Here is a 26,159-nt window from a genome sequence, read left to right as displayed (position 1 = left end):
GGCCAGGGCAATGTCAATCGCGGGGCAGCAGCAGCCGGGCGACCGCGCCGCCGCCCTCCTCCTGGGGCACGTTGCGGAAGGTGAGACGGGCGCCGAGGACACGGGTCTGGCCGGTGGCGATCGTCAGCCCCAGGCCGTGGCCGCTGCCGGCCCGGTCGCTGCTGCCCGTGCGGAAGCGGCTCGGGCCGTCGCGGAGCAGGTCGCCGGGGAAGCCCGGGCCGTGGTCACGGACCTCCACGTACGGGCCGTCGACGGTGACCTCGACGGGCGGCCGGCCGTGCCGCGCGGCGTTCGCCAGCAGGTTGCCCAGGACGCGCTCCAGCCGGCGCGGGTCGGTGCGGACGACGGCGTCTCCGCGGACGGTCACGGTCGCCTCGGGGGCCGCGGCCGCGACACGGCGCCGTACGAAGTCGCCGAGCGCCACGCCCTGGAGGTCGGCCTGCTCGGCGGCGCCGTCCAGCCGGGCCACCTCCAGGACGTCCTCGACCAGGGTGCGCAGCGCCTGCGACCGGTCCCTGACCAGCTCGGCGGGGCGTCCAGGCGGCAGCAGTTCGGCCGCGGTGACCAGCCCCGTCACCGGTGTGCGCAGCTCATGGGCGATGTCCGCGGTGACCCGGCGTTCCGCCTCCAACCGGCCGGCCAGCGCGTCCGCCATGGCGTCCACGGCGCGCGCCAGTTCGTCCGTCTCGTCCCGGACCCGGCCGCCGATCGCGTCGCGCACCCGTACGTCGGTCTCCCCGTCGGCCACCCGGCCCGCCGCCTCGGCCGCCTTGCGCAGCCGCCGGGACAGCTGCCCGCCGATGAGCACGCCCAGCGCCGTGCCGCCCACGACGACCGCCGAGGAGCCGATGACCAGCGCCTGGTCCAGGTCCTCCAGGACCGAGAAGCGGTCGGTGAAGGCCGTCCTCAGCGACAGGATCTTGCCGTCCGCCAGCGGGGTCTCCGCCCACACCACGGGAGCGCCGCCGGTGCCGGAGACATACGTGGCCCGCTTGCCCTCCCGGGCCAGCCGCTTCAGCGGCGCGGGCAGGTCCGGGTCGTCCAGCCGGGCGTCGATGGTGAGCCGGCCGGTGGACTCGTAGATCCGCTGGGCGAACTGCACCCGCTCGTTCTGCACGTCACGAGAGTTGTCGATCATGCTGGCCCGGGCGGCGTTGTGCACGACCAGACTCAGCACCAGCGCGACCAGCGCGGAGACCACGGCGATCGCTACGCAGACCTTCCAACGCAGCCCGATCTTCGCCAGCGGACGCCCCCTTCTCGTCGCCGGCCCCCCTGGACGCGCGGTCACCGCGTCAGCCCCTGAGCTTGTAGCCGAAGCCGCGCACCGTCTCGATGCGCTCCTGCCCGACCTTCGTCCGCAGCCGCTGCACATGGACGTCCACCACCCGGGTGTCACCGCCCCAGTCGTAGTCCCAGACCCGCTCCAGCAGCCGGTCCCGGGACAGCACCGTCCCCGGTGCCGCCGAGAACTCCAGCAGCAGCCGCATCTCCGTCGGCGTCAGCGCGATCCGCTCACCGGCGCGCCGCACCTCCATCCCCTCCGGGTCCACCTCCAGGTCCCCGAAGGTCAGCACCCCGGTCCCGGCCGGGGGCTCGTCCGCCGCGGCCACCCGGAAGCGCCGCAGCACCGCCCGCATGCGGGCGGTCAGCACGGCCCCGTCGAAGGGCTTGGTGACGTAGTCGTCGGCGCCCGCCTCCAGGCCCAGGACGACGTCGATCGCGTCGGCCCGCGCCGAGAGCATGATCACCGGAACCGTCGACTCGTCCCGGATACGCCGGCACAGGCTCACCCCGTCCAGGCCCGGCACCATCACGTCCAGCAGCGCCAGGTCCGGCTGCCGCGCCCGGAACGCCGCCAGCCCGGCCAGGCCGTCCGACACGGCCGTCACCACGAATCCGTCGCGCTCCAGCGCCAGGGTCGTCGCCTCGCGGATGACGTCGTCGTCCTCGACGAACAGGACGTGGGTGTCAGTCATGCGGACCGCTCCCCGTCTCGTCGTCCGCCGTGTAGTCGCGGTGGGAGAACGCGACCTCCTCGAACCGGGAGCCGTTCCACTGGTAGGTGGTGACGTCCTCGCCCGAGGGGTTGGAGACCGCGTCCTGCGGCTCGTACACCTGGTGGGTCACCTTCAGGGTGCCGTCGCCGATCTCGGCGAAGACGGGGGGCTGCTCGTCGGCGAAGACGTTGACGTACGCGCCGCCCACCCGGCGGTAGACATAGCTGCCGATGCCCACGTTGTCCGCGCAGGTCGAGACGTTGACCACCAGGTCCGTGCCGTCATCGCCGGTCAGCCGCCCGGAGCGGCGGTCCACCGGGTACGTCTCCTGTGCGGCTTTCGGGCGGTCTCCGGTGGCCGCGGACGGCGCGGCGCAGGCCACCAGGCTGTCCCGGATGTCCTGGGCCACCTTGGGGTCGTGCTTCACCAGGCGCATCACGTCGCCGGCGCCCATGGTGTCCTTCGCCCGCGGGCCCGCGGACCGCCCGGAGTCCAGGGTGCGGGCGTCGGGGGCCGGTGGTGACACCGAGGGGGACGGCAGGGCGGGGGAGGCGACCGAGGCGGTGCCCTCCTCGCGCACTCCGCCGGCGTCGCGGCAGCTGGTCACGGCGACGAGTGCCCCGCACACCGCGACGGCGGCGGCAGCGGCACCCACCGGGACTACGCTGCGGCGCACACGTCCTCCGTCCTGCCCGTGTCGGGCTCCACGGGCCTTCCGTACCCGTTGCTCTGCCGCTCCAGCTCGGCGCGCAGCCGCGCCAGCGCCCGGTGCAGCGTGCTCTTCACGGTACCCACCGACATGCCCAGCGCGTGCGCCGTCTCCTCCGTGCTGAGCTGCCGGTAGTGGCGCAGCAGCACCACCTGGCGCTGCTTGGGGGCCAGCATGCCGAGCGCCTCCAGCAACATCGCCCGGTCGGCCCGCTGCTCGGCGCCGTCGTCGACGGAACCCTCCGGCAGCTCGGAGGTCGGCACCTCCTCCAGCCGGCGGGCGCGCCACCACTCGGTACGCGTGTTGATCATCACCCGGCGCATGTAGGCGTCGGCCAGGTTCTTGTCGGCGATGTCGCCCCAGCGCGGATAGGTGCGGGCCAGCGCCGTCTGCACCAGGTCCTGGGCGTCGATCGGGTCCGGGACGAGCCGGCGCGCGCTGCGCAGCAGGGCGTCCTGCCGGTTCCGCACGTACTCCTCGAAGTCCATCACCTGGGCTGTCCCCTGGGCATTCGCCGCCATGGCGTCCCTCCGTCCGGCGCGCTTGATTACGACCCGGCCGACGCTACGGAGCGGATGTACGGCTTTCGCGACCACCGCCGCACGGCGAACCCACAGCCACCCATCGGTTGTGTAACGACGGGGCCGTCCGGGCGGTGCGGCACTCAGCCGGGCAGCCGGTACAGACCGTCCTCGAGGGGCTCCACCAGGCCGTCGGCGACCAGGCCGTCCAGGGCCCGGGCGCGCTGGACGGGCTCGTGCCACACGGCGTCCAGCGCGGCCTGCGGCACCGGCCCCGTGGCCTCCCGCAGGACGGCCAGCAGTCTGCCCCGGACCTGGCGGTCGGTGCCGGCGTACCTCTGGCCGCGGCGGGGCGGGCCGTCGTGCGCGGGGGAGCCGGCCAGCCGCCAGGCACACTGCGCGGCGATCGGGCAGCGCACGCACTCCGGGCCGCGGGCGGTGCAGATCAGGGCGCCCAGTTCCATCGTGGCCGCGGCCCAGCGGGCGGCGGTGGCCTCGTCGGCGGGGAGCATCCGGTGGGCGATCCGGCGCTCGGCGGCGGTCGTGGCGTTCGGCGGGTACTCCACACCGGCCACGGCGCGCGCGAAGACCCGGCGCACATTGGTGTCCAGCACGGCGTGCCGCTGCCCGTACGCGAAGGAGGCCACCGCGGCGGCCGTGTACTCGCCCACCCCCGGAAGGGCCAGCAACTCGGCGTGCTCCGTGGGAACTTCGCCGCCGTGCAGCTGGGCGATCGCGGTCGCGGCGGCGTGCAGCCGCAGCGCCCGGCGCGGATAACCGAGCCGGCCCCAGGCGCGCACCGCCTCGCCGGGGGGTTCCGCCGCGAGGGCGCCCGGGCTGGGCCAGCGTTCCAGCCACTGCCCGTACACCGGCAGCACCCGGCTGACCGGGGTCTGCTGCAGCATGAACTCGCTGACCATGACGCCCCACGCGCCCGCCTCGGGCCGGCGCCACGGCAGGTCGCGGGCGTTGTCGTCGAACCAGTCGATCACGGGGTCGTGCAGCTGCTGGTGGTCGAGGTCGTCGTTCATAGCGTCTCCGATCCTATGTCCCCGGGGCCGTCGCGGCGGGCAGCGCGAACGGGTGAGGGACTCCCCGGGACGGAGAGGAGATCTGCTGATCAATCACACAAGTCGCCGGCGTGCCGCGCGTGCCTTGGTCCGATTCAAGGGAAACCGCATAAGGTTTGCGCGTGGGCTCTGTGCGCAATCCCGTGGGACCTCTCCCGTCCTCCATCTACTGGCGGCGACGGGCGGTTGTGCTGCTCCTGCTCGCGCTGCTCACCGTCCTGGCCGTATGGGCCGTCAACTCCCGTGAAGGCGGCGGGAACAGCGCCAACGGGCCGGACGGCCGTTCACCCGCGCCCTCCATCACCCCCGGTCCCTCCGCGAGCGGTCCGCTCAACAGCTCGCGCCCCGGCGGCTCGGTCGGCGGTGGCGGTGGCGACGACGGCGGCGGCGGTGACGCCACGGACGGCGGCGCGGGCGACTCCGGTGCCACGGACGGCAGTTCGCAGGGCGCCGACTCCGGTGCCACCGACGGCGGCGCGGACGCCGCTGCCGCGGGCACGGGCGGTTCGGGTGGCAGCGGCAGCGGCGGGGCGCAGTTGCCCGCGGGGTCCTCGCTGCCGGACTGCGGGCCGGGCGTCTCACTGAGCGTGCGGAGCACCGACAACGCCTACGAGCCCGGTGAGCGGCCCCGGTTCACGCTGACCGCGACCAACCCCTCCGCCACCGCCTGCAAGCTGGACTTCGGCCCGGACTCGGCCGTCTTCTCCATCACCGACGTCAACGACCGCCACGTGTGGGCCAGCGACGACTGCCCCAAGAGCCGGGCCCCGTACCTGCTGCAGGTCCCGGCGGGCGGCTCGACCTCGTACGACGTCGAGTGGGACCGCCGGACGAGCTCCCCGAAGTGCGCCACGCCCAAGGGCCGGACGGCCCCGTACGGCACCTATCTGCTCGAGGTGAAGCTCCCGGGCCGTTCCGCGAAGCAGACGTCCTTCGTCCTGAAGAACGTCTAGTGGGTCAGACGTAGCGCTCCAGGATCGAGGACTCCGCGAGGCGCGACAGCCCCTCGCGGACGGAGCGGGCCCGGGCCTCGCCGACACCGTCCACCGTCTGCAGGTCGTCCACGCTCGCGGCGAGCAGCTTCTGCAGCCCGCCGAAGTGCTCGACCAGCCGCTCCACGATCGTGTTCGGCAGCCGGGGCACCTTCGCCAGCAGCCGGTACCCGCGCGGCGAGACCGCGGAATCCAGCGCCTCCGGCGAGCCGGCGTAGCCCAGCGCCCTTGCCACGGTGGGGAGTTCGAGCAGCTCGCCCTGGGGCAGCGAGTCCAGTTCGGTGAGCGCCTCGGCGACCGTGCGGCTGCGCTTGGCGGTCGGCTCCGGCACGTAGTCGCGCACGACCAGCTCGCGCTCGGGTTCGACGCCCGCGATCAGCTCGTCCAGCTGCAGGGAGAGCAGCCGGCCGTCGGTGCCCAGCTCGACCACGTACTCCGCGATCTCGGTGGCGATGCGGCGCACCATCTCCAGGCGTTGTGCGACCGCCGTGACGTCCCGGACGGTGACCAGGTCCTCGATCTCCAGGGCGGAGAGCGTGCCCGCCACCTCGTCCAGGCGCAGCTTGTAACGCTCCAGGGTGGCCAGCGCCTGGTTGGCGCGGGAGAGGATGGCCGCCGAGTCCTCCAGGACGCGGCGCTGCCCGCCCACGTAGAGGGCGATCAGCCGCATCGACTGGCTGACGGACACGACCGGGAAGCCGGTCTGGATGGAGACCCGCTGCGCGGTGCGGTGGCGGGTGCCGGTCTCCTCGGTGGGGATCGACGCGTCCGGCACCAACTGGACGCCGGCCCGCACGATCTTGGTGATGTCCCGGTCGAGGATGAGGGCGCCGTCGAGCTTGCACAGCTCGCGCAACCTGGTGGCGCTGAACTCGACGTCCAGCACGAAACCACCGGTGCACAGCGATTCGACGGTCTTGTCCATACCCAGGACGATCAGGCCGCCGGTGTTGCCGCGCAGAACCCGCTCGAGACCGTCCCGAAGGCCGGTCCCGGGGGCCACGGCGCTCAGGGAGGCGCGCATCAGGCCGTCACCGGCGGAGCCCTCGCGACTCCCCGCCTTGCCGGGAGCTGCCGCCCGGTCGTTGGCTGCCACTGCTCTCCTCCGGTCGTACGGATGCCCGGATGGGCGAGACCAGGGCAAAGTTTACCGTCGGAAGGGTCAGGGACGTGGGGCCCTCTTGGGCAGGACGCGCAAGGCGTCCCCTATGTCCGTCACCTCCGTCACCTTCATCCCCGCCGGGATCTTCCCCGGGTCCGGCGGCACGAGGGCGTGGGTGAAGCCCAGCCGGGCCGCCTCGGCGAGCCTGCGCTGCACCCCGGTGACCCTCCTGACCTCGCCCGCCAGGCCCACCTCGCCCACCGCGACCAGGTTCTTCGGCAGCGGCGTGTCGATCGCCGCGCTGGCCAGGGCGAGCGCCACGGCCAGGTCGGCGGCCGGCTCACCGAGCTTCACGCCGCCTACGGTCGCGGTGTAGATGTCCTGCTTGCCGATCGACCGGATCCGGCCCCGCTGCTCCAGCACCGCCAGCATCATCGACACCCGTGAGTTCTCCAGGCCGGAGGTCGTACGGCGCGGGGAGGGGATCTGGGTGTCGACGGTCAGCGCCTGCACCTCGGCGACCAGCGGGCGCTTGCCCTCCAGCGTGACGGTCAGGCACGTGCCGGGGACCGGCTCGTCGCGGCGGGTCAGGAAGAGCCCGGACGGGTCGGCCAGGCCCGTGATGCCCTCGTCGTGCAGCTCGAAGCAGCCGACCTCGTCGGTGGCGCCGTAGCGGTTCTTGATGCCCCGGATCAGGCGGAGGCGGGCGTGCCGGTCGCCCTCGAAGGACAGCACCACGTCCACCAGGTGCTCCAGCAGCCTGGGGCCCGCGATCGCGCCGTCCTTGGTGACGTGGCCGACGAGCAGCGTCGACATGCCGCGCTCCTTCGAGGCGCGGATCAGGGCGCCCGCGACCTCGCGCACCTGGGCCATGCCGCCGGGGGCGCCGTCGATCTCCGGGGAGGCGACCGTCTGCACCGAGTCCAGGATCAGCAGGGACGGCTTCACGTCGTCGAGGTGGCCGAGGACGGCGGACAGATCCGTCTCGGCGGCCAGGAAGAGGTGGTCGGAGAGCGCCCCGATGCGGTCGGCGCGCAGCCTGACCTGCGAGGCGGACTCCTCGCCCGTCACATACAGGGTCCGCGTATGCGGCCCCGAGGCCTTCGCCGCCACGTCCAGCAGGAGCGTCGACTTGCCCACGCCTGGCTCGCCGGCGAGCAGCACCACGGCCCCGGGCACCAGCCCGCCGCCCAGGACCCGGTCCAGCTCCGGCACACCCGTGCCGCGCGCGGTGGCCTGCCTCCCGTCCACCTGGCCGATCGGCATCGCGGGCGTGGTCACCCGGCCCGGCGCGGTCGTCCGCACCGCCGCCGCGCCGCCGTACTCCTCGACCGTCCCCCACGCCTGGCACTCGCCGCAGCGGCCGAGCCACTTGGCCGTCGTCCAGCCGCACTCCGTGCAGCGGTACGACGGACGGTCCTTGGAAGCGGGGCGGGTACGGGCAGCCATGTGCCGCACGCTATCGGGTGGCACCGACAACGCGGCACCGCGCGGGGCGCGGGCGCCCGCCGCCCGCTCCGGAAAGCGCTCGCGCACGTGGCCGGAGGGGTCACTCGACGGGGTGAGCGGCGTGTGCTCTTTCGGGCGGGATCACCACCCATTTGGATTAAAGCTCGCCGTGATGCCTGGGGGCGTACGGGTCGTGGCCCTACCGTCACGGAGTGATGAGCAGCAGGTCTGACACACCCTCCCAGACAACCGGCGCGCACCGCCGACACCGCGCGCCGGTCCAGCGTGGCCGCGCCGCGCCGGGTGGCACCGCCTCCCCGGCGCGGCGGCGGCCACGCCCGCAGGGGACCCTGCCCGCGCAGCCGCCCGCCCACTATGAGCCGTACCTGGACGGGCTGTTCACCTACTGCCTCTCCGTGCTGTGCGAGCACGACTCCGCCGCCGCCGCCCTCGGCGACGTGCTGGCCGTGGCCGAACGCCAGCGCGCCCGGCTGCGCGACGCGGAGCTGCGCAGGCCCTGGCTGTACGCGCTGGCCCGCTGGGCCTGCCTGCGGACACTGGCCGAGGGGCGGCCGGTATCGGTGAAGGCGTCGGCCGACGTGGCCGCCCGCAGACGCGGCGAGCTGGCGGCGCTCGCCTGGCCCGAGGCGGCCGGCACCACGCCCGAGCAGCGCGAGGCACTGGAGCTCGCCGTCCGGCACCAGCTGGCGCCGGACGAGGTGGCCCTGGTCGTCGGGCGCGAGCCGGACGCGACGCGGGCGCTGCTGGCGCAGGCGGCCTGCGAGGTGGAGCGCACCCGGGCGGCGCTCGCCGTGGTCGAGCTCGGCAACTGCGCGGCGGTCGCCCGCCTCGCCGGGGACGCGCGGGTACTGCTGGGCTCGGCGCTCCGCCGCGAGCTGGTGACCCACGTCGACACGTGCCCGCACTGCCGGGTCACGGCGGAGCGCGCCGTGGCGACGGGCCCCTGGCCGGGCCTGGCCACCACCGCCGCCACCGCCGTGCTGTCGACGGTCGAGGCACCCCGCTCGGCCGCGTACGCCGCCCTGCTGCACGCCATGCGGGGCGGCGTCGGACGCACCCGCCAGGCCACCCCGCGCTTCGACCGGCACGGCTTCCCGATGGACCTGAAGGAGCGGATGGCGCGGCGAGCCCGGATGCGGCACCGCGCGGTGACCTCCACGGTGGTCGCGGCCGTCGTGGCGGCGCCGGTGCTCGCGCTGTGGGCGGCCTACCACGGGGCGCCGCTGGCCCCCGAGCACAAGGGGGAAGGTTCCCTCAGCGCCGGCGAGGGCCTCGACGGCGTGCAGTACGAGAAGGCCGGTGTCGCGGGCACCGCCGACGCGCGCGAGCGGTCCACACGCGGCGGCCAGGGCCGCCTGTCGGTCTCCGTCGTGTCCGCCGCCCCCTCGGCGTCCGCCGCCGCCTCGGCCGGTGCCCGCGGTCCCGCCTCGCCGTCGGGCGACACCGCGGACGGCGACGACCGCTCGGTGCCTCGCACGGGCCGGCTGCTCGTGGAGGCCCGCTCGCGCGGCCACATGACCGTCGTCACCCTCACCGCCGAGGGGTCAGCGCCGGTCCGCTGGAGGGCGGCCACCTCCGATCCGTGGCTGCGGCTGAGCCGGAGCCACGGCAGGCTGCGCCCCGGGGAGAGCATGACACTGACGGTCCTTGTGGACCGCTCGCGGGAGCCCGTGGGGCCGTGGACGGCACGTATCTGGTTCGACCCGTCGGGCGCGGTCGTCACGATCGAGGGGCGGGGGAGGCAGTCGCCGTCCCCTGAGCCCTCTCCGACCCCGTCCGCACCCGACCCGTCACCGAGCGACCCGCCGAGTCAGAGCCCCCCGGCCTCCCCGTCCCCCGCGGAGGGCGAGGACTAGACACGCCCTAGAGGCCCTAGAGGCCCTGGCGCCCAGGCGTCCGCGCTCTTGTCCGCGTGCTAGTCCGCGTCCTCGTCCTCGTTCCGGGCCTGGGGGCCCGGCACCGGGTCCGCGGGGTGCGGCGCCATCGGCAGCAGCGAGTCGAGCCGCTGCTCGCACAGCCCGACGAGCCGGTCGTAGCCCTTCGGCCCCATCAGCTCCGTGAGCTCCGCCCGGTACGAGCGGTAGACCGGTTCGCCCGCGCCGTGCGCCGAGCGCGCCCCCGTGCACCACCAGTGCAGGTCGTGGCCGCCGGGGCCCCAGCCGCGCCGGTCGTACTCGCCGATCGAGATCATCAGCACGCGCGTGTCGTCGGGGCGGTCCACCCAGTCGTACGTGCGCCTGATCGGCAGCTGCCAGCACACGTCCGGCTTGGTCTCCAGCGGCTCGCGGCCCTCCCTGAGCGCGAGCGTGTGCAGCGCGCAGCCGGCGCCCGCGGGGAACCCGGGGCGGTTGAGGAAGATGCAGGCACCCTGGTGCCGCCGGGTCTGCCGGTCGCCGTCCTCGTTGACCTCGGCCCAGCCGCCCTCCTCGCCAACGTCGTGGAACTGCCACAGCTCCGGGGTGAGCCGCTCCACGTGCCGTGCGACGCGCTTCTCGTCGTCGTCGTCCGAGAAGTGGGCCCCGAGGGTGCAGCAGCCGTCGGAGGCCCGGCCCGCCTGGATGCCCTCGCAGCCGCGGCCGAAGACGCAGTTCCACCGTGAGGTGAGCCACGTCAGGTCGCACCGGAAGACCTGTTCCTCGTCGGCCGGATCGGGGAACTCGACCCACGCGCGCGGGAAATCGAGACCCACCTCGTCCGCCACGTCCGCCACGTCCGGGTGATGCTGCCGCTTCGTCGCCTTTTTCGCCTTCGCCACGATGTCAGGGTAAGCATGTGAAGCTTCTCGAGTGGTCACCCGCGCACGTGCCCATACCCCGCATGTCCTCGGTCCGGGCGCGTCGCAGTAGCGTTCCGGGCATGAGACTCGGTGTCCTCGACGTGGGTTCGAATACCGTCCACCTTCTGGTCATGGACGCGCACCCTGGCGCGCGTCCGCTCCCCGCGTACTCCCACAAGGCGGAGCTGCGGCTGGCGGAGTTGCTGGACGAGGACGGCGCGATCCGCGAGGACGGCGTGCGGCGGCTGGTCGCGCAGGTCGCCGAGGCCCTGGTCGTCGCCGAGGACAAGGGCGTCGAGGACGTCCTGCCGTTCGCCACCAGCGCGGTGCGCGAGGCCACCAACGGCGAGCAGGTGCTCGCCCGGGTGGCCGCGGAGACCGGGGTCAACCTGACCGTGCTGTCCGGGGAGGACGAGGCACGGCTCACCTTCCTCGCCGCCCGCCGCTGGTTCGGCTGGTCCTCCGGCCGGCTGCTCATGCTGGACATCGGCGGCGGCTCCCTGGAGGTCGCCTACGGCATGGACGAGGACCCGGACGCCGCGGTCTCGCTGCCGCTCGGCGCCGGCCGTCTCACCAGCGGCTGGCTCCCCGACGACCCGCCCACCGTGGACGATGTGCGGCGCCTGCGCAAGCATGTGCGCGCCGAGATCGCCCGCACCGTCGCGGAGTTCAGCCGGCTCGGCGCACCCGACCACGTGGTGGGCACCTCCAAGACCTTCAAGCAGCTGGCCCGGATCGCGGGCGCGGCGCGCTCCGCCGAGGGCCTGTACGTGCAGCGCACGCTCAGCCGCAAGGCGCTGGACGCGTGGGTGCCCCGGCTGGCCGACATGACGGAGAGCGCCCGCCGGGAACTCCCGGGCGTGTCGGAGGGCCGCGCCCGCCAGCTGCTGGCCGGGGCGCTGGTGGCGGACGCGGCGATGGACCTGTTCGGGATCACCGAGCTGGAGGTCTGCCCATGGGCGCTGCGCGAGGGCGTCATCCTGCGCCGCCTCGACCTGATGACCAGCGACCGGGGCTGAGGCGGGGGCACGCCGCGCCGCCCGCGCGCCCCCGCGTGTCGATCGCGTCACGTCGGCCGGGTGCGATGTGCCGTTCGGCCGACCGGCCGCCGTACGCTGTTTCCCGTGGCAGCCCCTGACCCTGTGGACCCGAACGGACACACCGTGCGCGTACCGGACGCGAAGGTCGCGTTGTCCACGGCCTCGGTCTACCCCGAGTCCACGGCGACGGCCTTCGAGATCGCGGCCCGGCTGGGCTACGACGGCGTCGAGGTGATGGTGTGGACCGACCCGGTCAGCCAGGACATCGAGGCGCTGCGCCGCCTGTCGGACTACCACGGCATCCCGGTCCTCGCGGTGCACGCCCCCTGCCTGTTGATCACCCAGCGGGTCTGGTCGACCGACCCCTGGGTGAAGCTGCAGCGGGCCCGGGCGGCGGCGGAGAAGCTCGGCGCCTCGACCGTGGTCGTCCACCCGCCGTTCCGCTGGCAGCGCAGCTATGCGCGGGAGTTCGTCGCCGGCATCTGGCGGATGGCGAACGAGACCGACGTCCGGTTCGCCGTCGAGAACATGTACCCGTGGCGCTACCGCGACCGGGAGATGCTCGCGTACGCCCCCGACTGGGACCCGACCAAGGACGACTACCGGCACTTCACCATCGACCTGTCCCACACGGCCACGGCCAGGACCGAGACCCTGGAGATGCTCGACCGCATGGGTGACCGGCTCGGCCATGTCCACCTGGCCGACGGCAACGGCTCCGGCAAGGACGAGCACCTGGTGCCCGGACGCGGCAAGCAGCCCTGCGTGGAGGTCCTGGAGAGGCTGGCCTCGCGGGGCTTCGACGGCCACGTGGTGATCGAGGTCAACACCCGGCGCGCGATGTCGGCCGCCGAACGCGAGGCGGACCTCGCCGAGGCGCTGGCCTTCACCCGGCTGCACCTGGCCGCGGCCGCGCGGGTGCGCTGATGGCTCCGGAGGGCGGGACGGGCAGGCGCGGCCGCGGCCGCCCCGCGGGGAGCCGCTCGGGCACCGCCGAGACCCGGGAGCGGATCCTCTCCGCGGCCCGCCAGGAGTTCTCCGCCCGCGGCTACGACAAGACCTCGATCCGCGCCATCGCCAAGTCCGCGGGCGTGGACCCGGCGCTGGTACACCACTACTTCGGGGCCAAGGAGCAGGTCTTCGAAGCCTCGATCGAGTTGACCTTCGAGCCCGCGTTCGGCGTCCCCGACGTCCTCGCCTCCGGCCCCGAGGGCGTCGGGGAGCGGCTGGCCCGCTTCTTCGTCGCCATCTGGGAGAACCCGGTCTCCCGGGCCCCGATGCTGGCGATCGTCCGCTCCGCCGTCACCAACGACGCGGCCGCGGCCGTGCTGCGCGGCATCGTCCTGCGGCGGCTGCTGGAACGCGTCGCGTCGGAGCTCGAGGTCCCCGACCCCCGGCTCCGCGCGGAACTCGCGGGTGCCCAGATGATCGGCATCGTGATGATGCGCTACGTCATCAAGCTCGAGCCGCTGGCGTCGGCGGACATGGAGGAGGTCGTCGCCCTCGTCGCGCCGACCCTCCAGCGCTACCTGACCGACCCCGGACCTGTCACGGACTGATCCGCGGCGCGGCGAAACGGGTCGACAATGGGGAGAGCGCCCCGTCGCCGCCCCGTCGCCGCCCCGTCGCCGCCCCGCGACGGACGCGGAGGGCCGGCACCGGATCGTCATCCACACAGTGGACTCGCCGTCCGTAATACGGACATGCCGCCGCGCGCCGCGACCGGAGGCGTACGCTCGAAGGCTCCGGATGGAAACGTAGGGAGTGGTCCCCGTGCCCGAGCTGAGGTCCCGCACAGTCACCCACGGCCGCAACATGGCGGGCGCCCGCGCCCTCATGCGGGCCTCGGGCGTAGCGAGCGAGGACATCGGCAAGCCGATCATCGCCGTGGCCAACAGCTTCACGGAGTTCGTGCCCGGGCACACCCACCTGCAGCCCGTCGGCCGCATCGTCAGCGAGGCGATCAAGGCCGCGGGCGCCGTGCCGCGCGAGTTCAACACGATCGCCGTCGACGACGGCATCGCCATGGGTCACGGCGGCATGCTCTACTCGCTGCCCTCCCGCGACCTGATCGCCGACTCCGTCGAGTACATGGTCGAGGCGCACTGCGCCGACGCGCTGATCTGCATCTCCAACTGCGACAAGATCACCCCGGGCATGCTGATGGCCGCCCTGCGCCTCAACATCCCCACCGTCTTCGTCTCCGGCGGACCCATGGAGGCCGGCCGGGCCACCCTCGTCGACGGCACGGTGCGCACCCTCGACCTGATCGACGCGATCGCGGACGCCGTCAACGACAGGGTCTCCGACGAGGACATCCTCCGCATCGAGGAGAACGCCTGTCCCACCTGTGGCTCGTGTTCCGGCATGTTCACCGCCAACTCGATGAACTGCCTCACCGAGGCGATGGGCCTGTCCCTGCCCGGCAACGGCTCGGTCCTGGCCACCCACACGGCCCGCAAGGCGCTGTACGAGGACGCCGGCCGCACCGTCGTCCACCTCACCCGGCGCTACTACGAGCAGGACGACGAGTCCGTGCTGCCGCGCTCCATCGCCACCTTCGCGGCATTCGAGAACGCCATGGCCCTCGACATCGCCATGGGCGGCTCCACCAACACCATCCTCCACCTGCTCGCCGCGGCCCAGGAGGCGGGCGTCCCCTTCGGCCTGACCGACATCGACGCCGTCTCGCGCCGCGTGCCGTGCCTCGCCAAGGTCGCGCCCAACGTCGCGAAGAGCCGTACGTACTACATGGAGGACGTGCACCGCGCCGGCGGCATCCCCGCCCTGCTGGGCGAGCTCCACCGCGGCGGCCTGCTCAACGAGGACGTCCACGCCGTCCACTCTCCGTCGCTCGCCGACTGGCTCAAGACCTGGGACGTCCGCGGCGGCTCCCCCTCGGCCGAGGCGGAGGAGCTCTGGCACGCCGCCCCCGGCTGCGTCCGCTCCGCCGAGGCCTTCTCCCAGTCCGAGCGCTGGGCGGCCCTCGACCTGGACGCCGCCGAGGGCTGCATCCGCTCCGTCGACCACGCCTATTCCAAGGACGGCGGCCTCGCCGTGCTCCACGGCAACCTCGCCGCGGACGGCTGCGTGGTGAAGACCGCCGGCGTCGACGAGTCGATCTGGACTTTCGAGGGCCCGGCCGTGGTCTGCGAGTCCCAGGAGGAGGCCGTCGACAAGATCCTCCGCAAGGAGGTCAAGGAGGGCGACGTCGTCGTCATCCGCTACGAGGGCCCCAAGGGCGGCCCCGGCATGCAGGAGATGCTCTACCCCACCTCCTTCCTCAAGGGCCGCGGTCTCGGCAAGGCCTGCGCCCTCGTCACCGACGGCCGCTTCTCCGGCGGCACCTCGGGCCTGTCCATCGGCCACGCCTCGCCCGAGGCGGCCTCCGGCGGCACGATCGCCCTGGTCGAGGACGGCGACCGCATCCGCATCGACATCCCCGGCCGCAGCATCGAACTCCTCGTCCCGGAGGAGGAACTGACCGCCCGCCGCGCCGCCCTCGGCGGCGTCTACGCCCCCAGGGCCCGCGACCGCAAGGTCTCCCTGGCCCTGAAGGCGTACGCCGCGATGGCCACCAGCGCCGACAAGGGCGCCGTCCGCGACGTGTCGAAGCTCGAGGGCTGACGCCGGACCCCGGACCAGCCGTCCCCGGGACCCCTTCCGCCGGTCCCCACGATCACCAGCGGGAGGGGTCCTTCGCGTCCACGGCGAACACGCTCCCGTCGGGCGCGGTCGCGAACACCTTCCCGTCGGCGACGACGGGGGCGGGCGGGTCCAGTACCTGACGGCTGCGGTTGCCGTTCATGCGTGGCGGGGTCTGCCCGAGGAAGCGGCCGTCCGCTGTGTGAAACGCCAGCAGGCGCCCGTCGGCCGCGACGAAAAAGAGGTGGTCGCCGTCGACGACGGGCGGGGACGCGTAGCTCACCGATGTCTCCACCGTCCATCGCTCCGCGTCCTCACCGCCGGTTCCGTCGGTGTCGACCGAGACCAACGCCCCGTTGTAACCGATCGCGTAGACCCTGGAGCCCTGCACTGCGATACGTGCACCGGGGAGCGGCACACCGAGCCGAATCCGTTGCAGCGTTCCCGCGCCGGGCGTGTAACGCACGATGGCGGTGGTCCGGGACTCGGCATCGGACACGCTGAAGTAGACGCTGCCGTCGACCACGCCGATCGGGCTGAGGTTGCCTGTGAGGCGTTTCTGTCCGCGCCTGTCACCGTCGTTCGGATTGAGCGCGGTGACCAGCGTGGTGTTTCCGTCACCTGCGACTTCGATCGCGTAGATGACATCCGAAGCTCGGTCCACGGTGAAGATCGGCTGGGAGTGGCCCGGGAGCGGCTTCCGCCACTTCTTCGTGCCCGTCAGTCCGTCGACCGCGGTCACGACGGCTCCGGGCGAGACCAGGAGAATCTGCGCGCCCGTGTCCAGGAAGCGGCCGTTGTAGGGCGACAGATCGAGGTCCCACCAGGTCTTCCCTGTGGACGAATCGATGGCTTCGAGTCGGTTCCGGCGGGCGATGTGGGCATGGAGGACATCCCCCGACAACAGAGGCGCGGTGGATGGTTCGTCCGTCGAGCCGTCGGTTGCCACGCGTCGTGACCACTGGAGCAGGCCGCTGGCGGGATCGAGTTTCGCGGCGAGGACCCCTGGTTGCGCGCAGTACAGGGCTCGCCCGCTGTAGGAACAGGCGGGCATCGCGGTAGTGGACGCGTCGTTCCGGAGGACCGAATGCCACGGCGTGAACCGTTTCGTCTCCGGCCCGATGGCGCTGTGGCTCGCCGTCGTTTCTCCGCCGTCGCGACCCGCGTGGCGCTGTACGGCCAGCACCGCGCCGGTGCCGAGGAGGGCCAACGCGACTCCTGCCGCGAGGGCTTGCCGCTGTCGGTTCGCAAAGCGCCCCGCCGTGTGTTCCCGGCTCCTCTTCGGCAGGCCGGCGCGGTCGATGCGTTCGTCGGCTCCTGGCGGGCGCTGGGCGGGGAGGAAAAGGTCCCCTTCCTCCAGAAGCGTGAATGCTTGGGTGTTGTAGGACGCCGACACTGCTCTGAGCTCCGCCATCAGGGCATCCGGGGCCGGCCGTTCCTCGGGGTTCTTCGCCAGACAGCGTTCGATCAGCGGCCGGAGATCGGCCGGTACGCCGGTCAGGTGTGGTTCCTCGTGCACCACTTGGTAGGCGACGACATACGGACTGTCGGAATCGAATGGGCTCCGTCCGGTCGCCGCGTGCACGAGCACGGAACCCATCGCGAATATGTCTGCGGCCGGTCCCACCGAGCGCGGCTGGCGGAACTGTTCGGGTGCCATGAACGGGGGCGTACCGATCAACTTGCCCGTCTCGGTCCTCAGGTCACTGTCGGACGGTCGTGAGATGCCGAAATCGATCACCTTGGGGCCGTCCGAAGCCAGCAGCACGTTGCTGGGCTTCAGATCCCGGTGCACCACGCCCACCCGGTGGATGTCGCGCAGGGCTTCGGCCAGTCCCGCCATCAGGTACCGCACTTGGGCAGGCGACACCGGTCCGTTCCGCTTCACGAATTCAGCCAGAGTGGGCCCGGGCATGTAGAGGGTGGCCATCCAAGGCCGTTCGGCGTCGGGGTCGGCGTCCACCACCGGAGCGGTGAACGCGCCGCTCACCCGCCGAGCGGCGGCGACCTCCTGCCGGAAACGCGCTCTGAACTCCGGGTCGGCCGCCAACTCCTGGTGCACGACCTTCACGGCCAAGCGCAGGCCGGACGTGGAGCGTGACAGATGCACCACGCCCATCCCGCCGGAGCCGAGCCGCCTTTCCAGGCGGTACTGCCCCGCGTATTCGGGAAATTCCGCTTCCCGGTCAGTTCCGGGTCTCCGCAGTGGCGGCATGACCCACCCCCGTGTGTTCGTCCACAGCCGCAACTTGGTGAGCCTAGTGGATTGCCGTTACGACGACGGCTCGGATTGCTAGCCTGCACCTGACAGAGAGTTAATCTCCACGGGGGAGGGCCGATGTCCGAGAGCAACTTTGACGATGCTGCGGGAAGGATGGTTGTCGCGGACGCCGAGGCGACTGCCGTTGCCGACATCGTCACCTACCCGGTGGCGCCGGGTTGCCGTCTCAACGTCCGGAGCGGGCCCGGGACGGGTTACCAGATCGTGAAGGTCCTGCCCTATGACGCCCGCGTGCCCATCTACTGCCAGGCCAACGGCACCACTGTCAGTGGCTACTACGGCACGTCGAACATCTGGGACCGAATTGGTCCCGGGCAGTACGTCTCCGACGCGTATGTGCACACTGGCAGTGACGGTTACGTCGCGGCACGCTGCGGATAATTGTCGTACTCCGTCCCGAAGGCGCGTGAGTCAGAGAAGAACAGGCGCGCCGTGCCGGCGGTCGGCGTGGCCGCGATGGCAGGGACCGTCCTCCTGGTGCTCGGGGGCGTGGCGGAGGGGTCCGCGGTGGGGGCGCCCATCATCTACGACCAGGCCGCGCCCGACGTGCGACTCAACGTCCGCAACGGACCGGGCTCGGGCTACCGGATCGTCACGACCTCACCGTACGGCGCCGAGGCGTCGGTCTTCCGCCAGACGCAGGGTACGACGGTCAGCGGTTACTACGGCACGTCGAACATCTGGGACTGCATTGGTGACGGCCAGTTCGTCTCCGACGCGTACGTCCGGACCGGCAGCGACGGCTACATCGCCCCCCGCTGCAGCTGACGCAGCCGTACCTCGTGCTCCATCGCGCCACCAGGCACTCGCTCGCCGGAGAGCCCGGTGGTGCGTGTCGGCAGCGACGGGTACGTCACCGAGAGCGCGTCTGACAGAGCCCGCGCGGTGGGTCGCGCCCGGGTCCCCCGGGGAAGAACAACCCCCATGACCACACAGCCGGCCCACCGCGTGCTCGCCCAGTCGTTCAACACCGTCGCCGCGCAGTACGCCGCGGCCCGCCCCGGTTACCCCGGTGAGCTGTTCGACGCCGTCGAGGAGATCAGCGGCCGTCCCTTCGCCGGGGCCACGGTCCTGGACGTGGGCGCCGGGACCGGAATCGCCACGGCGTTGATACGGGCGCGCGGGGCGGACGTGACGGCCGTGGAGCCCGGGGCGGGGATGGCCGCGCAGTTGCGGGCGGGGCAGCCGGACGTGCCGCTCGTGCGCGGGGACGGGGACGCGCTGCCGTTCGCGTCCGGGGTGGCGGACTTCGTGACGTACGCCCAGGCGTGGCACTGGACGGACCCGGCCAGGTCCTCCCCCGAGGCCGCACGGGTGCTCCGGCCGGGCGGCGCGCTCGCCCTGTGGTGGAACGTGCCGGACACCGGAGTCGCCTGGGTGCGGGAACAGGAGGAGCGGCTGGCCCGCGCGGTCCCCCGCTACCACGAGAACGGCCTGACGGGGACGGCGGAGGACATCCTCCGCTCGCTCGGCACCCGCCTGGGGATGCGCGCCCAGACCCGCGTCCTGCACTGGACACGTACCGTCCCGCTGGACACGCACCTCACGATGCTCGGCAGCCGTTCCTACTTCGCCGTGCTCGCCCCGGACGCCGCCCGCCGCATCCTCGACGACGAGCGGCGCGCGCTGCTGGCGCTCTTCCCGGACGGCCGGGTGATCGAGCCCTACAAGGTCGATCTCACGGTGGCGGTGAAAAGGACCGACGGGCCCTAGCTAGCCGGCCCGCCGCTTCCCCGCCACCGAACCGACGACGCCGACCACCCCCGCGACGAGGACCCCTCGCCACAGGCCGTCCCAGAGGCTGCCGAAGAAGCCCTCCGAGGTCAGGATCCGGCGCATCACGACGTCGGTGACGAGCAGCATCCCCGCGGGCACCAGCGCGACGCGCCAGGGGTGGGCGGCCGCCCAGCGGCGTATGCGGCGGTCGGCGCGCGGGCCGCGCCCGGTCACCGCGCCGGCGCCGCCGACGAGGAAGAAGAGCATCAGCGCGACGGACACGGCGCCCGCGACGACGCCGAGCCCGAAGTCGCCACTGAAGGCGGAGGCGGCGAGGGACACCCCACCGCCGATCGCGCCGACGGCCGCCGCCGGGCGCCAGGGGCCGAGGGTGGCCGAGGCCACCGCGAGCTGACGCTTCTCGACTCCGGTCACGTCCCGGGATACATCGGTAGAACGCCTCATATGGCCACGGTCACTCCGCTTCGCTCCCGAAGCCATAGGGGATGACCCTGAGACGGCCCGGAACCGTGGGTCAGGGGCGACGCCCCCGTCCCGCCCGGTCCCGGGCCGCCGCGTCACACCGGTGCGCCCTGCACCCGGACCGGCGTCACCCCCTCCTCGTTGTGCCGCTCGGCCCAGCCGAGCAGCGCCATGCCGCAGGCGTGGTCGAGGTGCCGCAGCCGGCGCAGGTCCAGTTCCATCGGGCGGTCGCGGGGCAGTGCCTCCAACTGCTCCAGCAGCTTGGGCAGCCGCAGGAAGGTGGCGTTGCCCAGGACGCGGACGACGATCGGGCCCTCACCCTTGTCGTGGATCTCCACATGGGTCTGCGAGGTTTCCCAGGCCGCCTTGAACACGGCCGTCAGCAGCCCGATGAGCACTCCCTCGAACAAGTTGGTGGCCGCGATCGCCGTCGCGGTCACCAGCAGGACGACGGCCTCGCCCCGGTGCTCGCGCCACAGCGGCACGATCTCCTTCACCGGTACGAGCTTCCCGCCCGCGTGCACCAGCACGCCCGCCAGCGTGGCCACCGGGATCACCCCGAGGGCGCCGGGGAGCAGCGCGGCGAACAGCAGCAGCCACAGGCCGTGCAGCACGCGCGCCGCCTTCGTGCGGGCACCCGCGTGCACGTTGGCGGCGCTGCGTACGATCACCGCGGTCATCGGCAGCGCACCGAGCGCCCCGCAGACGGCGTTGCCCGCGCCCTGTGCGATGAGTTCCTTGTCGTAATCCGTGCGCGGCCCGTTGTGCAGCCGGTCCACCGCGGCGGCGCTGAACAGGCTCTCGGCGGAGGCGATCAGCGTGAAGGCCACCACGGTGCCGATCATGGACAGACTCGCCAGCCCCGCGAACTGCTCGGCGCCCGGCGGCTGGACGACGTCGAGCAGGCCCGCCACCTCGACGCGCTCGACCGGCAGGTCGAACAGCGCGGCCGCGCCCGTGGCCAGCGCGACCGCGGCCAGTGGCCCCGGCAGCAGCCGTGCGGCGCGCGGGATGCGGGGCCAGACGACGAGCACCACGATGGTGCCGCCGCCTACGGCGAGCGCGGTGAGCGCCGCGGGCGAGGCGAGGGTGGCCGCGACCAGTCCGGGTAATCCGGCGATCTTCGCCGGGCCGCCGGCCGGCGCCGCGGTGTCGGTGAGCGCGTATACCTGTCCGGCGATCAGCACCAGGCCGATGCCGGCCAGCATGCCCTGGACGACGGCGACGGAGATGGCCCGGAACCAGCGGCCCAGCCGGAGCGCCCCCATGGCGAGCTGCAGCCCGCCGGCGCAGAGCACGAGCACGCCCAGCGAGGGCAGCCCGAACTCCTGGATCGCCTCGTAGACCAGGACGGTGAGTCCGGCGGCCGGGCCGGACACCTGGAGGCTGCTGCCGGGGAGCATCCCGGCCACGATGCCGCCGACGATGCCGGTGACCAGGCCGAGTTCGGCCGGTACCCCGGAGGCGACGGCCACGCCCACGCACAGCGGCAGGGCGACGAGGAAGACGACCAGGGACGCGGTGACGTCGGCGCGCAGCGACCGCGGGCGGGGCAGTCGCGACGCGGCGCGCATGATGCGGCTCACCGGGCGGGGGCGGGGGTGGGGGTGAGGAAGCCGCGGACGGGCCGGACAGGCCCGGCGGCTGGTGGGGGGAGGGCGGAACCAGAGGTGGGGGATGGGGGGATGAAGGTCTTCACGAGGGTGTCCTCCATTGCGCCCCGGCGCCGGCGTGGGCGGGGCGTACGTGGTCGAGCAGTGTGGGGGGGCGGTCTCTCCCGGACCGTGAGCGCCGCGTACGCGTGCATGTGTGCATGTGCGTGCACGTGGACGCGCGGGCGCCGGCGCGGGCTCAGGCCGGGGTCGGGCCCGGGCCGCGGGCGACGACCGCGGTCAGGAGGGAAGAGCAGGCGGCGGGCCGTGCCTCAGCAGCGGAACGCGCCGTGGGCGAGCGGTAGTTCTCCGGATCTGGAGAGGGGTACCGCCTGCCGGGCGGTCCGCGGCGCCGTCACGGCGGCGGACACCTGGGCGTCTTTTACCGGAACCGTCTCATCGGTTCCGGTGCCGCCCCGCGGGGCCGGTGCTGGGGCCGGGACGCTCACGGTCCCGGGCAGCACCAGGCGTATGCCGTTGCTCCCGTGCCGCCGTGCCAGGCAGTTCCGGGTCTCGGCCTCCGCGCGCGCCACCGTCGTACCCGCACCTCGGCCGGAGGCGGGAGCGGGCTCGGCGGTGGCGCAGCCTATCGCCGCGAACAGGGAGAGCAGCAGTGCCGCCATGACGGCGACAGCGCGCGCAACTCCCTTGGCCGATACCACAGGTGCCCCCGTTCCGATGCGAAGCCGCCCTCCATTTTGCGCAGGCAGCCACTCCATTTTGCAAGCTCTTTAGGTAAACGGAGCGTAAATGATCGGTCACTCAAACGAATGCATCCACTGCTCCTTGACGCCCAGACGCGCCGCGGAGCATTATTCACCGCATGATGAATAAAGCCGAGGAGCCCCGGGAACCCGGCCCCGGACCCGCCGTTCACGCCTTCGGGCTCACCGTCGTCCGAGGCGGCCGCACCGTCCTGGACGCCCTGGAGTTCACCGTCCCCCGTGGCGAGATCACCGGCCTGCTCGGCCCCAGCGGCTGCGGCAAGTCGACCCTCATGCGCGCTGTCGTCGGCACCCAGGCCTGCGTCACCGGCACCCTCGACGTCCTCGGCCTGCCCGCCGGCCACCGCGACCTGCGCCCCCGCATCGGCTACGTGACCCAGGCCGCCTCCGTCTACCGCGACCTGACCGTCCGCCAGAACCTCGAGTACTTCGCCGCCGTCCTCGGCGGGGACGCCCCCGGCCACGTCGAACGCGCCATCGCCGACGTCGGCCTGGCCTCCCACGCCACCGCCCTCGCCGGCAACCTCTCCGGCGGACAACTGGGCCGGGTCTCCCTGGCCGTGGCGCTGCTCGGCAGCCCCGAACTGCTCGTGCTGGACGAACCCACCGTCGGCCTCGACCCCGTCCTGCGCCGCGACCTGTGGGAGCTCTTCCACCGCCTCGCCGCCGAACGGGGCGCCACCCTCCTCGTCTCCAGCCACGTCATGGACGAGGCCGAGCGCTGCCACCGGCTGCTGCTGATGCGCGAGGGCGGCATCCTCGCCCACGGCGCCCCCGAGGAACTGCGCGCCCGCACCGGCGCCCGCACCGTCGAGGACGCCTTCCTCCACCTCGTCGACGAGGCCGCCGGCAAGCTCCCCCACCAGGCCGGGGAGGCCGCCCGATGAGCACGCGCCGCACCCTCGCCACCGCCCGCCGCGTGCTGCTGCAACTGCGCCACGACCCGCGCACCATCGCCCTGATGGTCGTCGTGCCCTGCGTGCTGCTCACCCTGCTGTCCTGGGTCTACGACGCCAGCCCGCGCACCTTCGACACCGTCGGAGCCTCGCTGCTGGGCATCTTCCCGCTCATCACGATGTTCCTGGTCACCTCGATCGCGACGCTGCGCGAACGCACCTCCGGCACCCTGGAACGCCTGCTGTCCATGCCGCTGGGCAAGGGCAACCTGCTGGCCGGGTACGCCCTCGCCTTCGGCGTCATCGCCGTCGTCCAGGCCGCCCTCGCCACCGGGCTCGCCGTCCTCGCGCTCGGCCTCGACGTCACCGGCTCCGCCTGGCTGCTGCTCCTGGTCGCCCTCGCCGACGCCTGCCTGGGCACCGCCCTCGGCCTGTTCGTCAGCGCCTTCGCGGCCAGCGAGTTCCAGGCCGTGCAGTTCATGCCCGCCGTGCTGCTGCCGCAGCTCCTGCTCTGCGGACTGCTCATGCCGCGCGACCGGATGCAGCCGGTGCTGGAGGCCGTCTCCAATGTCCTGCCGATGTCGTACGCGGTCGACGGCATGCAGGAGGTCCTCACCCATACGGGCGTCACCGGTGACTTCGTCCGCGACCTCGCCGTGGTCGCCGGCAGCGCCGCGCTCGCGCTCGCCCTCGGCGCGGCCACGCTCCGCCGCCGTACGGCCTGATCCCCGGCGGTGACCGCACCGTGGACGGCACGGCCGCCGGGCCGCCCACGGTGCGAGTATGGGCCCATGACGCAGAAAGTCGCGGTGCTCGGCACCGGCAAGATCGGCGAGGCCCTGCTGTCGGGCATGCTCCGTGCCGGCTGGAAGCCGGAGAACCTCCTGGTGACCGCCCGCCGTCCGGCCCGCGCCCAGGAGCTGCGCACCCGCTACGGCGTCGAATCGTGCTCCAACGAGGAGGCGGCCAAGACCGCGGACACCCTCATCCTCGCTGTCAAACCGCAGGACATGTCCTCCCTCCTGGAGGAGCTCGCCCCGCACGTCGCCGCCGACCGCCTGATCATCAGCGCCGCGGCCGGCGTCCCCACCTCCTTCTTCGAGGAGCGCCTCGCGCAGGGAATCGCCGTCGTCCGCGTCATGCCCAACACCCCGGTCCTGGTCGACGAGGGCATGTCCGTGATCTCCGCGGGCAGCCACGCCGCCGAGGAGCACCTGCTGCGCACCGAGGAGATCCTCCAGCCGGTCGGCAAGACCCTGCGCATCCCCGAGTACCAGCAGGACGCCGCCACCGCGCTCTCCGGCTCCGGCCCCGCGTACTTCTACTACCTGGTCGAAGCCATGACCGACGCCGGCATCCTCCTCGGCCTGCCCCGCGCCCAGGCCCACGACCTGATCGTGCAGTCCGCGATCGGCGCCGCCGTGATGCTCCGCGACAGCGGCGAGCACCCGGTCAAGCTCCGCGAGGCCGTCACCTCCCCGGCCGGCACCACCATCAACGCCATCCGGGAACTGGAGAAGCACGGCGTGCGCCACGCCCTGATCGCCGCCCTGGAGGCAGCCCGCGACCGCAGCCGAGAGCTGGCCTCCGGCAACGGCTGACCGGCCCGACCCGGCGAGGATGCCGCAGGCCGCGCGCCGGCGGTCAGCCCGGCGGCAGCAGCCCGATCGCCCGGTAGGCCGCGTCGACGGCCGGGCGGGCCAGCACCCGCGCGCGCTCGGCACCCTCCCTGAGCACCCCGTCCACGTAGCCGGGGTCGGCCACCAGCTCCGCGTGCCGCTCCCGCAGCGGCCGCAGCTCCTCCACCACGGCCTCGGCGGTGTCCTTCTTCAGGGCGCCGTACGAGTCGTACCCCGCCGCGAGGTCCTGCGGCGACCGGCCCGCGCAGGCCGACAGGATCTCCAGCAGGTTCGCCACCCCCGGCCGCTCCCGTGGCTCGTACTCCACGTCCTGCCCGCTGTCCGTCACCGCCCGCAGCACCTTCCTGCGGACGACCTCCGGCTCGTCGAGCAGGTAGACGATCCCCGGACCGGTGTCCTGCGACTTCCCCATTTTCGATTCCGGGTCCTGCAGGTTCATCACCCGTGCCGCCACCTGCGGCAGCACCGCCCGTGGGACGGTGAAGACATGCCCGTACCGGTGGTTGAAGCGCACCGCCAGATCGCGCGTCAGCTCCACGTGCTGCGCCTGGTCGTCACCGACGGGCACCTCGTCCGCCCCGTACGCCAGGATGTCCGCCGCCATCAGCACCGGGTACGTCAGCAAGGACAGCCGCACACTGCCGCCCCGCCGCTGCTCCCGGGCCGCCTTCTCCTTGTACTGGACCATCCGCCGCATCTCCCCGTCGGTGGCCGTGCATTCGAGGAGGTACGCCAGCCGGGCGTGCTCGTCCACATGGCTCTGGACGAAGAGCGTGCAGACCCGCGGGTCGAGCCCGGCCGCCAGCAGGAGTGTCGCCGCCTGCCGGCTCAGCCGCCGTACGCGCGCCGGATCGTGCTCAACGGTGAGGGCGTGCAGGTCCACGACGCAGAACAGCGACTCGGCCCGGTGCTGATCCACAGCGGCCCACTGCCGCACGGCGCCCAGGTAGTTGCCCAGGGTCAGGTGCCCCGTCGGCTTGATCCCGCTGAAGACCCTCGTCATCGGTGTTCCTCCCGGCTTGGGACCGCCGCGGTCGGCGAGCCGGAGCGGAAACACCGACGGCCGCCGAAGCGGCGGCCGTTGGACGCATGCGCTGAGCGTCGGCCGCCGTCAGGCGGCCCACCACAGGTACGAGTGCGCATGCTCGGTCATGCAGCGAAGGTAACGCGCAAACCAGTTGACGGCCACAGGTTTGAAGCACCGCGGGGCGTGGTGTAGTGTTCTCAAGCTGCCTCGGACGGGGTCACCTTTCCAGGGGCGGCCACTCCAGCCGCCCGGCGGCAACCCACTGCAGCACGACTTCCCTGCGGGGACGATTTCGGCGTGCCGAAATCCGATCCGAATGGCTCGATTATGAGCCGCCGGGGAAATCCGCTAACGTAGTGGACACGCCGGAAGGCGCGAAACGAAAAACCCCGCTCCAACAGGGGGCCGGAAACG

The 26,159-nt window shown here is 72.9% G+C and carries 24 protein-coding genes; 12 read left to right on the top strand and 12 right to left on the bottom strand.

Features of this window, described 5'->3' with window-relative positions:
- Positions 1 to 13: 13 nt before the first annotated feature.
- The 5 genes from AC3EUJ_RS16800 to AC3EUJ_RS16780 all read right to left on the bottom strand — a co-directional run bounded on the left by AC3EUJ_RS16800 (position 14) and on the right by AC3EUJ_RS16780 (position 4,261).
- Complete coding sequence (locus tag AC3EUJ_RS16800; RefSeq protein WP_431962039.1) at positions 14 to 1,375, bottom strand: sensor histidine kinase; 1,362 nt, start codon at positions 1,373 to 1,375, stop codon at positions 14 to 16.
- Positions 1,296 to 1,979: a two-component system response regulator CseB gene (gene cseB / locus AC3EUJ_RS16795; protein WP_431962038.1), complete on the bottom strand. Its 684-nt coding sequence runs from the start codon at positions 1,977 to 1,979 to the stop codon at positions 1,296 to 1,298. Before cseB ends, AC3EUJ_RS16800 begins: the two co-directional genes overlap by 80 nt.
- Positions 1,972 to 2,676: a hypothetical protein gene (locus tag AC3EUJ_RS16790; protein ID WP_431962037.1), complete on the bottom strand. Its 705-nt coding sequence runs from the start codon at positions 2,674 to 2,676 to the stop codon at positions 1,972 to 1,974. Before AC3EUJ_RS16790 ends, cseB begins: the two co-directional genes overlap by 8 nt.
- Positions 2,661 to 3,230 carry a SigE family RNA polymerase sigma factor gene (locus tag AC3EUJ_RS16785; RefSeq protein ID WP_431962036.1) on the bottom strand — a complete coding sequence of 190 codons (570 nt, stop codon included), beginning with the start codon at positions 3,228 to 3,230 and terminating at the stop codon, positions 2,661 to 2,663. Before AC3EUJ_RS16785 ends, AC3EUJ_RS16790 begins: the two co-directional genes overlap by 16 nt.
- A 143-nt stretch (positions 3,231 to 3,373) precedes the next feature.
- A complete protein-coding gene (locus tag AC3EUJ_RS16780) occupies positions 3,374 to 4,261 on the bottom strand; it encodes an HhH-GPD family protein (RefSeq protein WP_431962035.1) in 888 nt (295 codons plus the stop codon).
- Positions 4,262 to 4,422: 161 nt separating this feature from the next.
- On the opposite strand from AC3EUJ_RS16780, the gene AC3EUJ_RS16775 reads away from it, so the two are divergent.
- Positions 4,423 to 5,253 (top strand): hypothetical protein, encoded by an 831-nt coding sequence (locus AC3EUJ_RS16775; RefSeq protein WP_431962034.1) that lies wholly within the window; start codon positions 4,423 to 4,425, stop codon positions 5,251 to 5,253.
- A 4-nt stretch (positions 5,254 to 5,257) separates the two neighbouring features.
- Here the strand turns inward: AC3EUJ_RS16775 and disA are convergent, their stop codons facing one another.
- Together disA and radA are read right to left on the bottom strand one after the other, a co-directional pair.
- Positions 5,258 to 6,388, bottom strand: a complete 1,131-nt coding sequence (gene disA, locus AC3EUJ_RS16770) for a DNA integrity scanning diadenylate cyclase DisA (RefSeq protein WP_431962033.1) — start codon at positions 6,386 to 6,388, stop codon at positions 5,258 to 5,260.
- Positions 6,389 to 6,454: 66 nt separating this feature from the next.
- Complete coding sequence (radA, locus tag AC3EUJ_RS16765) at positions 6,455 to 7,843, bottom strand: DNA repair protein RadA (RefSeq protein WP_431962032.1); 1,389 nt, start codon at positions 7,841 to 7,843, stop codon at positions 6,455 to 6,457.
- 215 nt (positions 7,844 to 8,058) lie between these two features.
- Here radA and AC3EUJ_RS16760 point away from each other — a divergent pair, with 215 nt between their 5' ends.
- Positions 8,059 to 9,720: an RNA polymerase sigma factor gene (locus AC3EUJ_RS16760; RefSeq protein WP_431962031.1), complete on the top strand. Its 1,662-nt coding sequence runs from the start codon at positions 8,059 to 8,061 to the stop codon at positions 9,718 to 9,720.
- Positions 9,721 to 9,779: 59 nt separating this feature from the next.
- Here AC3EUJ_RS16760 and AC3EUJ_RS16755 read toward each other — a convergent pair whose 3' ends face one another.
- Positions 9,780 to 10,619, bottom strand: coding sequence for a DUF3109 family protein (locus AC3EUJ_RS16755; RefSeq protein WP_431962030.1), 840 nt, complete (start codon positions 10,617 to 10,619; stop codon positions 9,780 to 9,782).
- A gap of 101 nt (positions 10,620 to 10,720) precedes the next feature.
- On the opposite strand from AC3EUJ_RS16755, the gene AC3EUJ_RS16750 reads away from it, so the two are divergent.
- The 4 genes from AC3EUJ_RS16750 to ilvD all read left to right on the top strand — a co-directional run bounded on the left by AC3EUJ_RS16750 (position 10,721) and on the right by ilvD (position 15,307).
- Positions 10,721 to 11,659 (top strand): Ppx/GppA family phosphatase, encoded by a 939-nt coding sequence (locus AC3EUJ_RS16750; RefSeq protein WP_431962029.1) that lies wholly within the window; start codon positions 10,721 to 10,723, stop codon positions 11,657 to 11,659.
- 144 nt (positions 11,660 to 11,803) lie between these two features.
- Entirely contained in the window at positions 11,804 to 12,607 is an 804-nt protein-coding gene (locus AC3EUJ_RS16745; RefSeq protein WP_431962180.1) for a sugar phosphate isomerase/epimerase family protein, read from the top strand.
- Positions 12,607 to 13,239 (top strand): TetR/AcrR family transcriptional regulator, encoded by a 633-nt coding sequence (locus AC3EUJ_RS16740; RefSeq protein WP_431962028.1) that lies wholly within the window; start codon positions 12,607 to 12,609, stop codon positions 13,237 to 13,239. Before AC3EUJ_RS16745 ends, AC3EUJ_RS16740 begins: the two co-directional genes overlap by 1 nt.
- Before the next feature lie 214 nt (positions 13,240 to 13,453).
- A complete protein-coding gene (gene ilvD, locus AC3EUJ_RS16735) occupies positions 13,454 to 15,307 on the top strand; it encodes a dihydroxy-acid dehydratase (protein ID WP_431962027.1) in 1,854 nt (617 codons plus the stop codon).
- Between the two features lie 52 nt (positions 15,308 to 15,359).
- Here ilvD and AC3EUJ_RS16730 read toward each other — a convergent pair whose 3' ends face one another.
- Positions 15,360 to 17,540 (bottom strand): serine/threonine-protein kinase, encoded by a 2,181-nt coding sequence (locus AC3EUJ_RS16730; RefSeq protein ID WP_431962026.1) that lies wholly within the window; start codon positions 17,538 to 17,540, stop codon positions 15,360 to 15,362.
- Positions 17,541 to 17,699: 159 nt separating this feature from the next.
- Between AC3EUJ_RS16730 and AC3EUJ_RS16725 the strand changes: the two genes are divergently transcribed.
- The 3 genes from AC3EUJ_RS16725 to AC3EUJ_RS16715 all read left to right on the top strand — a co-directional run bounded on the left by AC3EUJ_RS16725 (position 17,700) and on the right by AC3EUJ_RS16715 (position 19,319).
- Entirely contained in the window at positions 17,700 to 17,987 is a 288-nt protein-coding gene (locus AC3EUJ_RS16725; protein ID WP_431962178.1) for an SH3 domain-containing protein, read from the top strand.
- Positions 17,988 to 18,062: 75 nt separating this feature from the next.
- Complete coding sequence (locus tag AC3EUJ_RS16720; protein ID WP_431962025.1) at positions 18,063 to 18,374, top strand: hypothetical protein; 312 nt, start codon at positions 18,063 to 18,065, stop codon at positions 18,372 to 18,374.
- A 156-nt stretch (positions 18,375 to 18,530) separates the two neighbouring features.
- Positions 18,531 to 19,319, top strand: coding sequence for a class I SAM-dependent methyltransferase (locus tag AC3EUJ_RS16715; protein ID WP_431962024.1), 789 nt, complete (start codon positions 18,531 to 18,533; stop codon positions 19,317 to 19,319).
- Here the strand turns inward: AC3EUJ_RS16715 and AC3EUJ_RS16710 are convergent, their stop codons facing one another.
- Together AC3EUJ_RS16710 and AC3EUJ_RS16705 are read right to left on the bottom strand one after the other, a co-directional pair.
- Positions 19,320 to 19,757, bottom strand: a complete 438-nt coding sequence (locus AC3EUJ_RS16710; RefSeq protein WP_431962023.1) for a hypothetical protein — start codon at positions 19,755 to 19,757, stop codon at positions 19,320 to 19,322.
- A gap of 143 nt (positions 19,758 to 19,900) precedes the next feature.
- A complete protein-coding gene (locus AC3EUJ_RS16705) occupies positions 19,901 to 21,379 on the bottom strand; it encodes a SulP family inorganic anion transporter (protein WP_431962022.1) in 1,479 nt (492 codons plus the stop codon).
- A 901-nt stretch (positions 21,380 to 22,280) separates the two neighbouring features.
- Here AC3EUJ_RS16705 and AC3EUJ_RS16700 point away from each other — a divergent pair.
- From AC3EUJ_RS16700 to proC, 3 genes are all read left to right on the top strand, one after another.
- Positions 22,281 to 23,069: an ABC transporter ATP-binding protein gene (locus tag AC3EUJ_RS16700; protein WP_431962021.1), complete on the top strand. Its 789-nt coding sequence runs from the start codon at positions 22,281 to 22,283 to the stop codon at positions 23,067 to 23,069.
- Complete coding sequence (locus tag AC3EUJ_RS16695; protein ID WP_431962020.1) at positions 23,066 to 23,803, top strand: ABC transporter permease; 738 nt, start codon at positions 23,066 to 23,068, stop codon at positions 23,801 to 23,803. The genes AC3EUJ_RS16700 and AC3EUJ_RS16695 overlap by 4 nt, the downstream gene beginning before the upstream one ends.
- 66 nt (positions 23,804 to 23,869) lie before the next feature.
- Complete coding sequence (gene proC / locus AC3EUJ_RS16690; protein ID WP_431962019.1) at positions 23,870 to 24,679, top strand: pyrroline-5-carboxylate reductase; 810 nt, start codon at positions 23,870 to 23,872, stop codon at positions 24,677 to 24,679.
- Positions 24,680 to 24,722: 43 nt separating this feature from the next.
- Here proC and trpS read toward each other — a convergent pair whose 3' ends face one another.
- On the bottom strand, positions 24,723 to 25,721 hold the full coding sequence (trpS, locus tag AC3EUJ_RS16685; RefSeq protein ID WP_431962018.1) for a tryptophan--tRNA ligase: 999 nt from the start codon (positions 25,719 to 25,721) through the stop codon (positions 24,723 to 24,725).
- Positions 25,722 to 26,159 lie beyond the last annotated feature (438 nt).

The organism is Actinacidiphila sp. bgisy160, from assembly GCF_057707815.1.
Note: the sequence above shows the minus strand (reverse complement) of the source record. Positions and strands in the feature narration are given on the sequence as shown.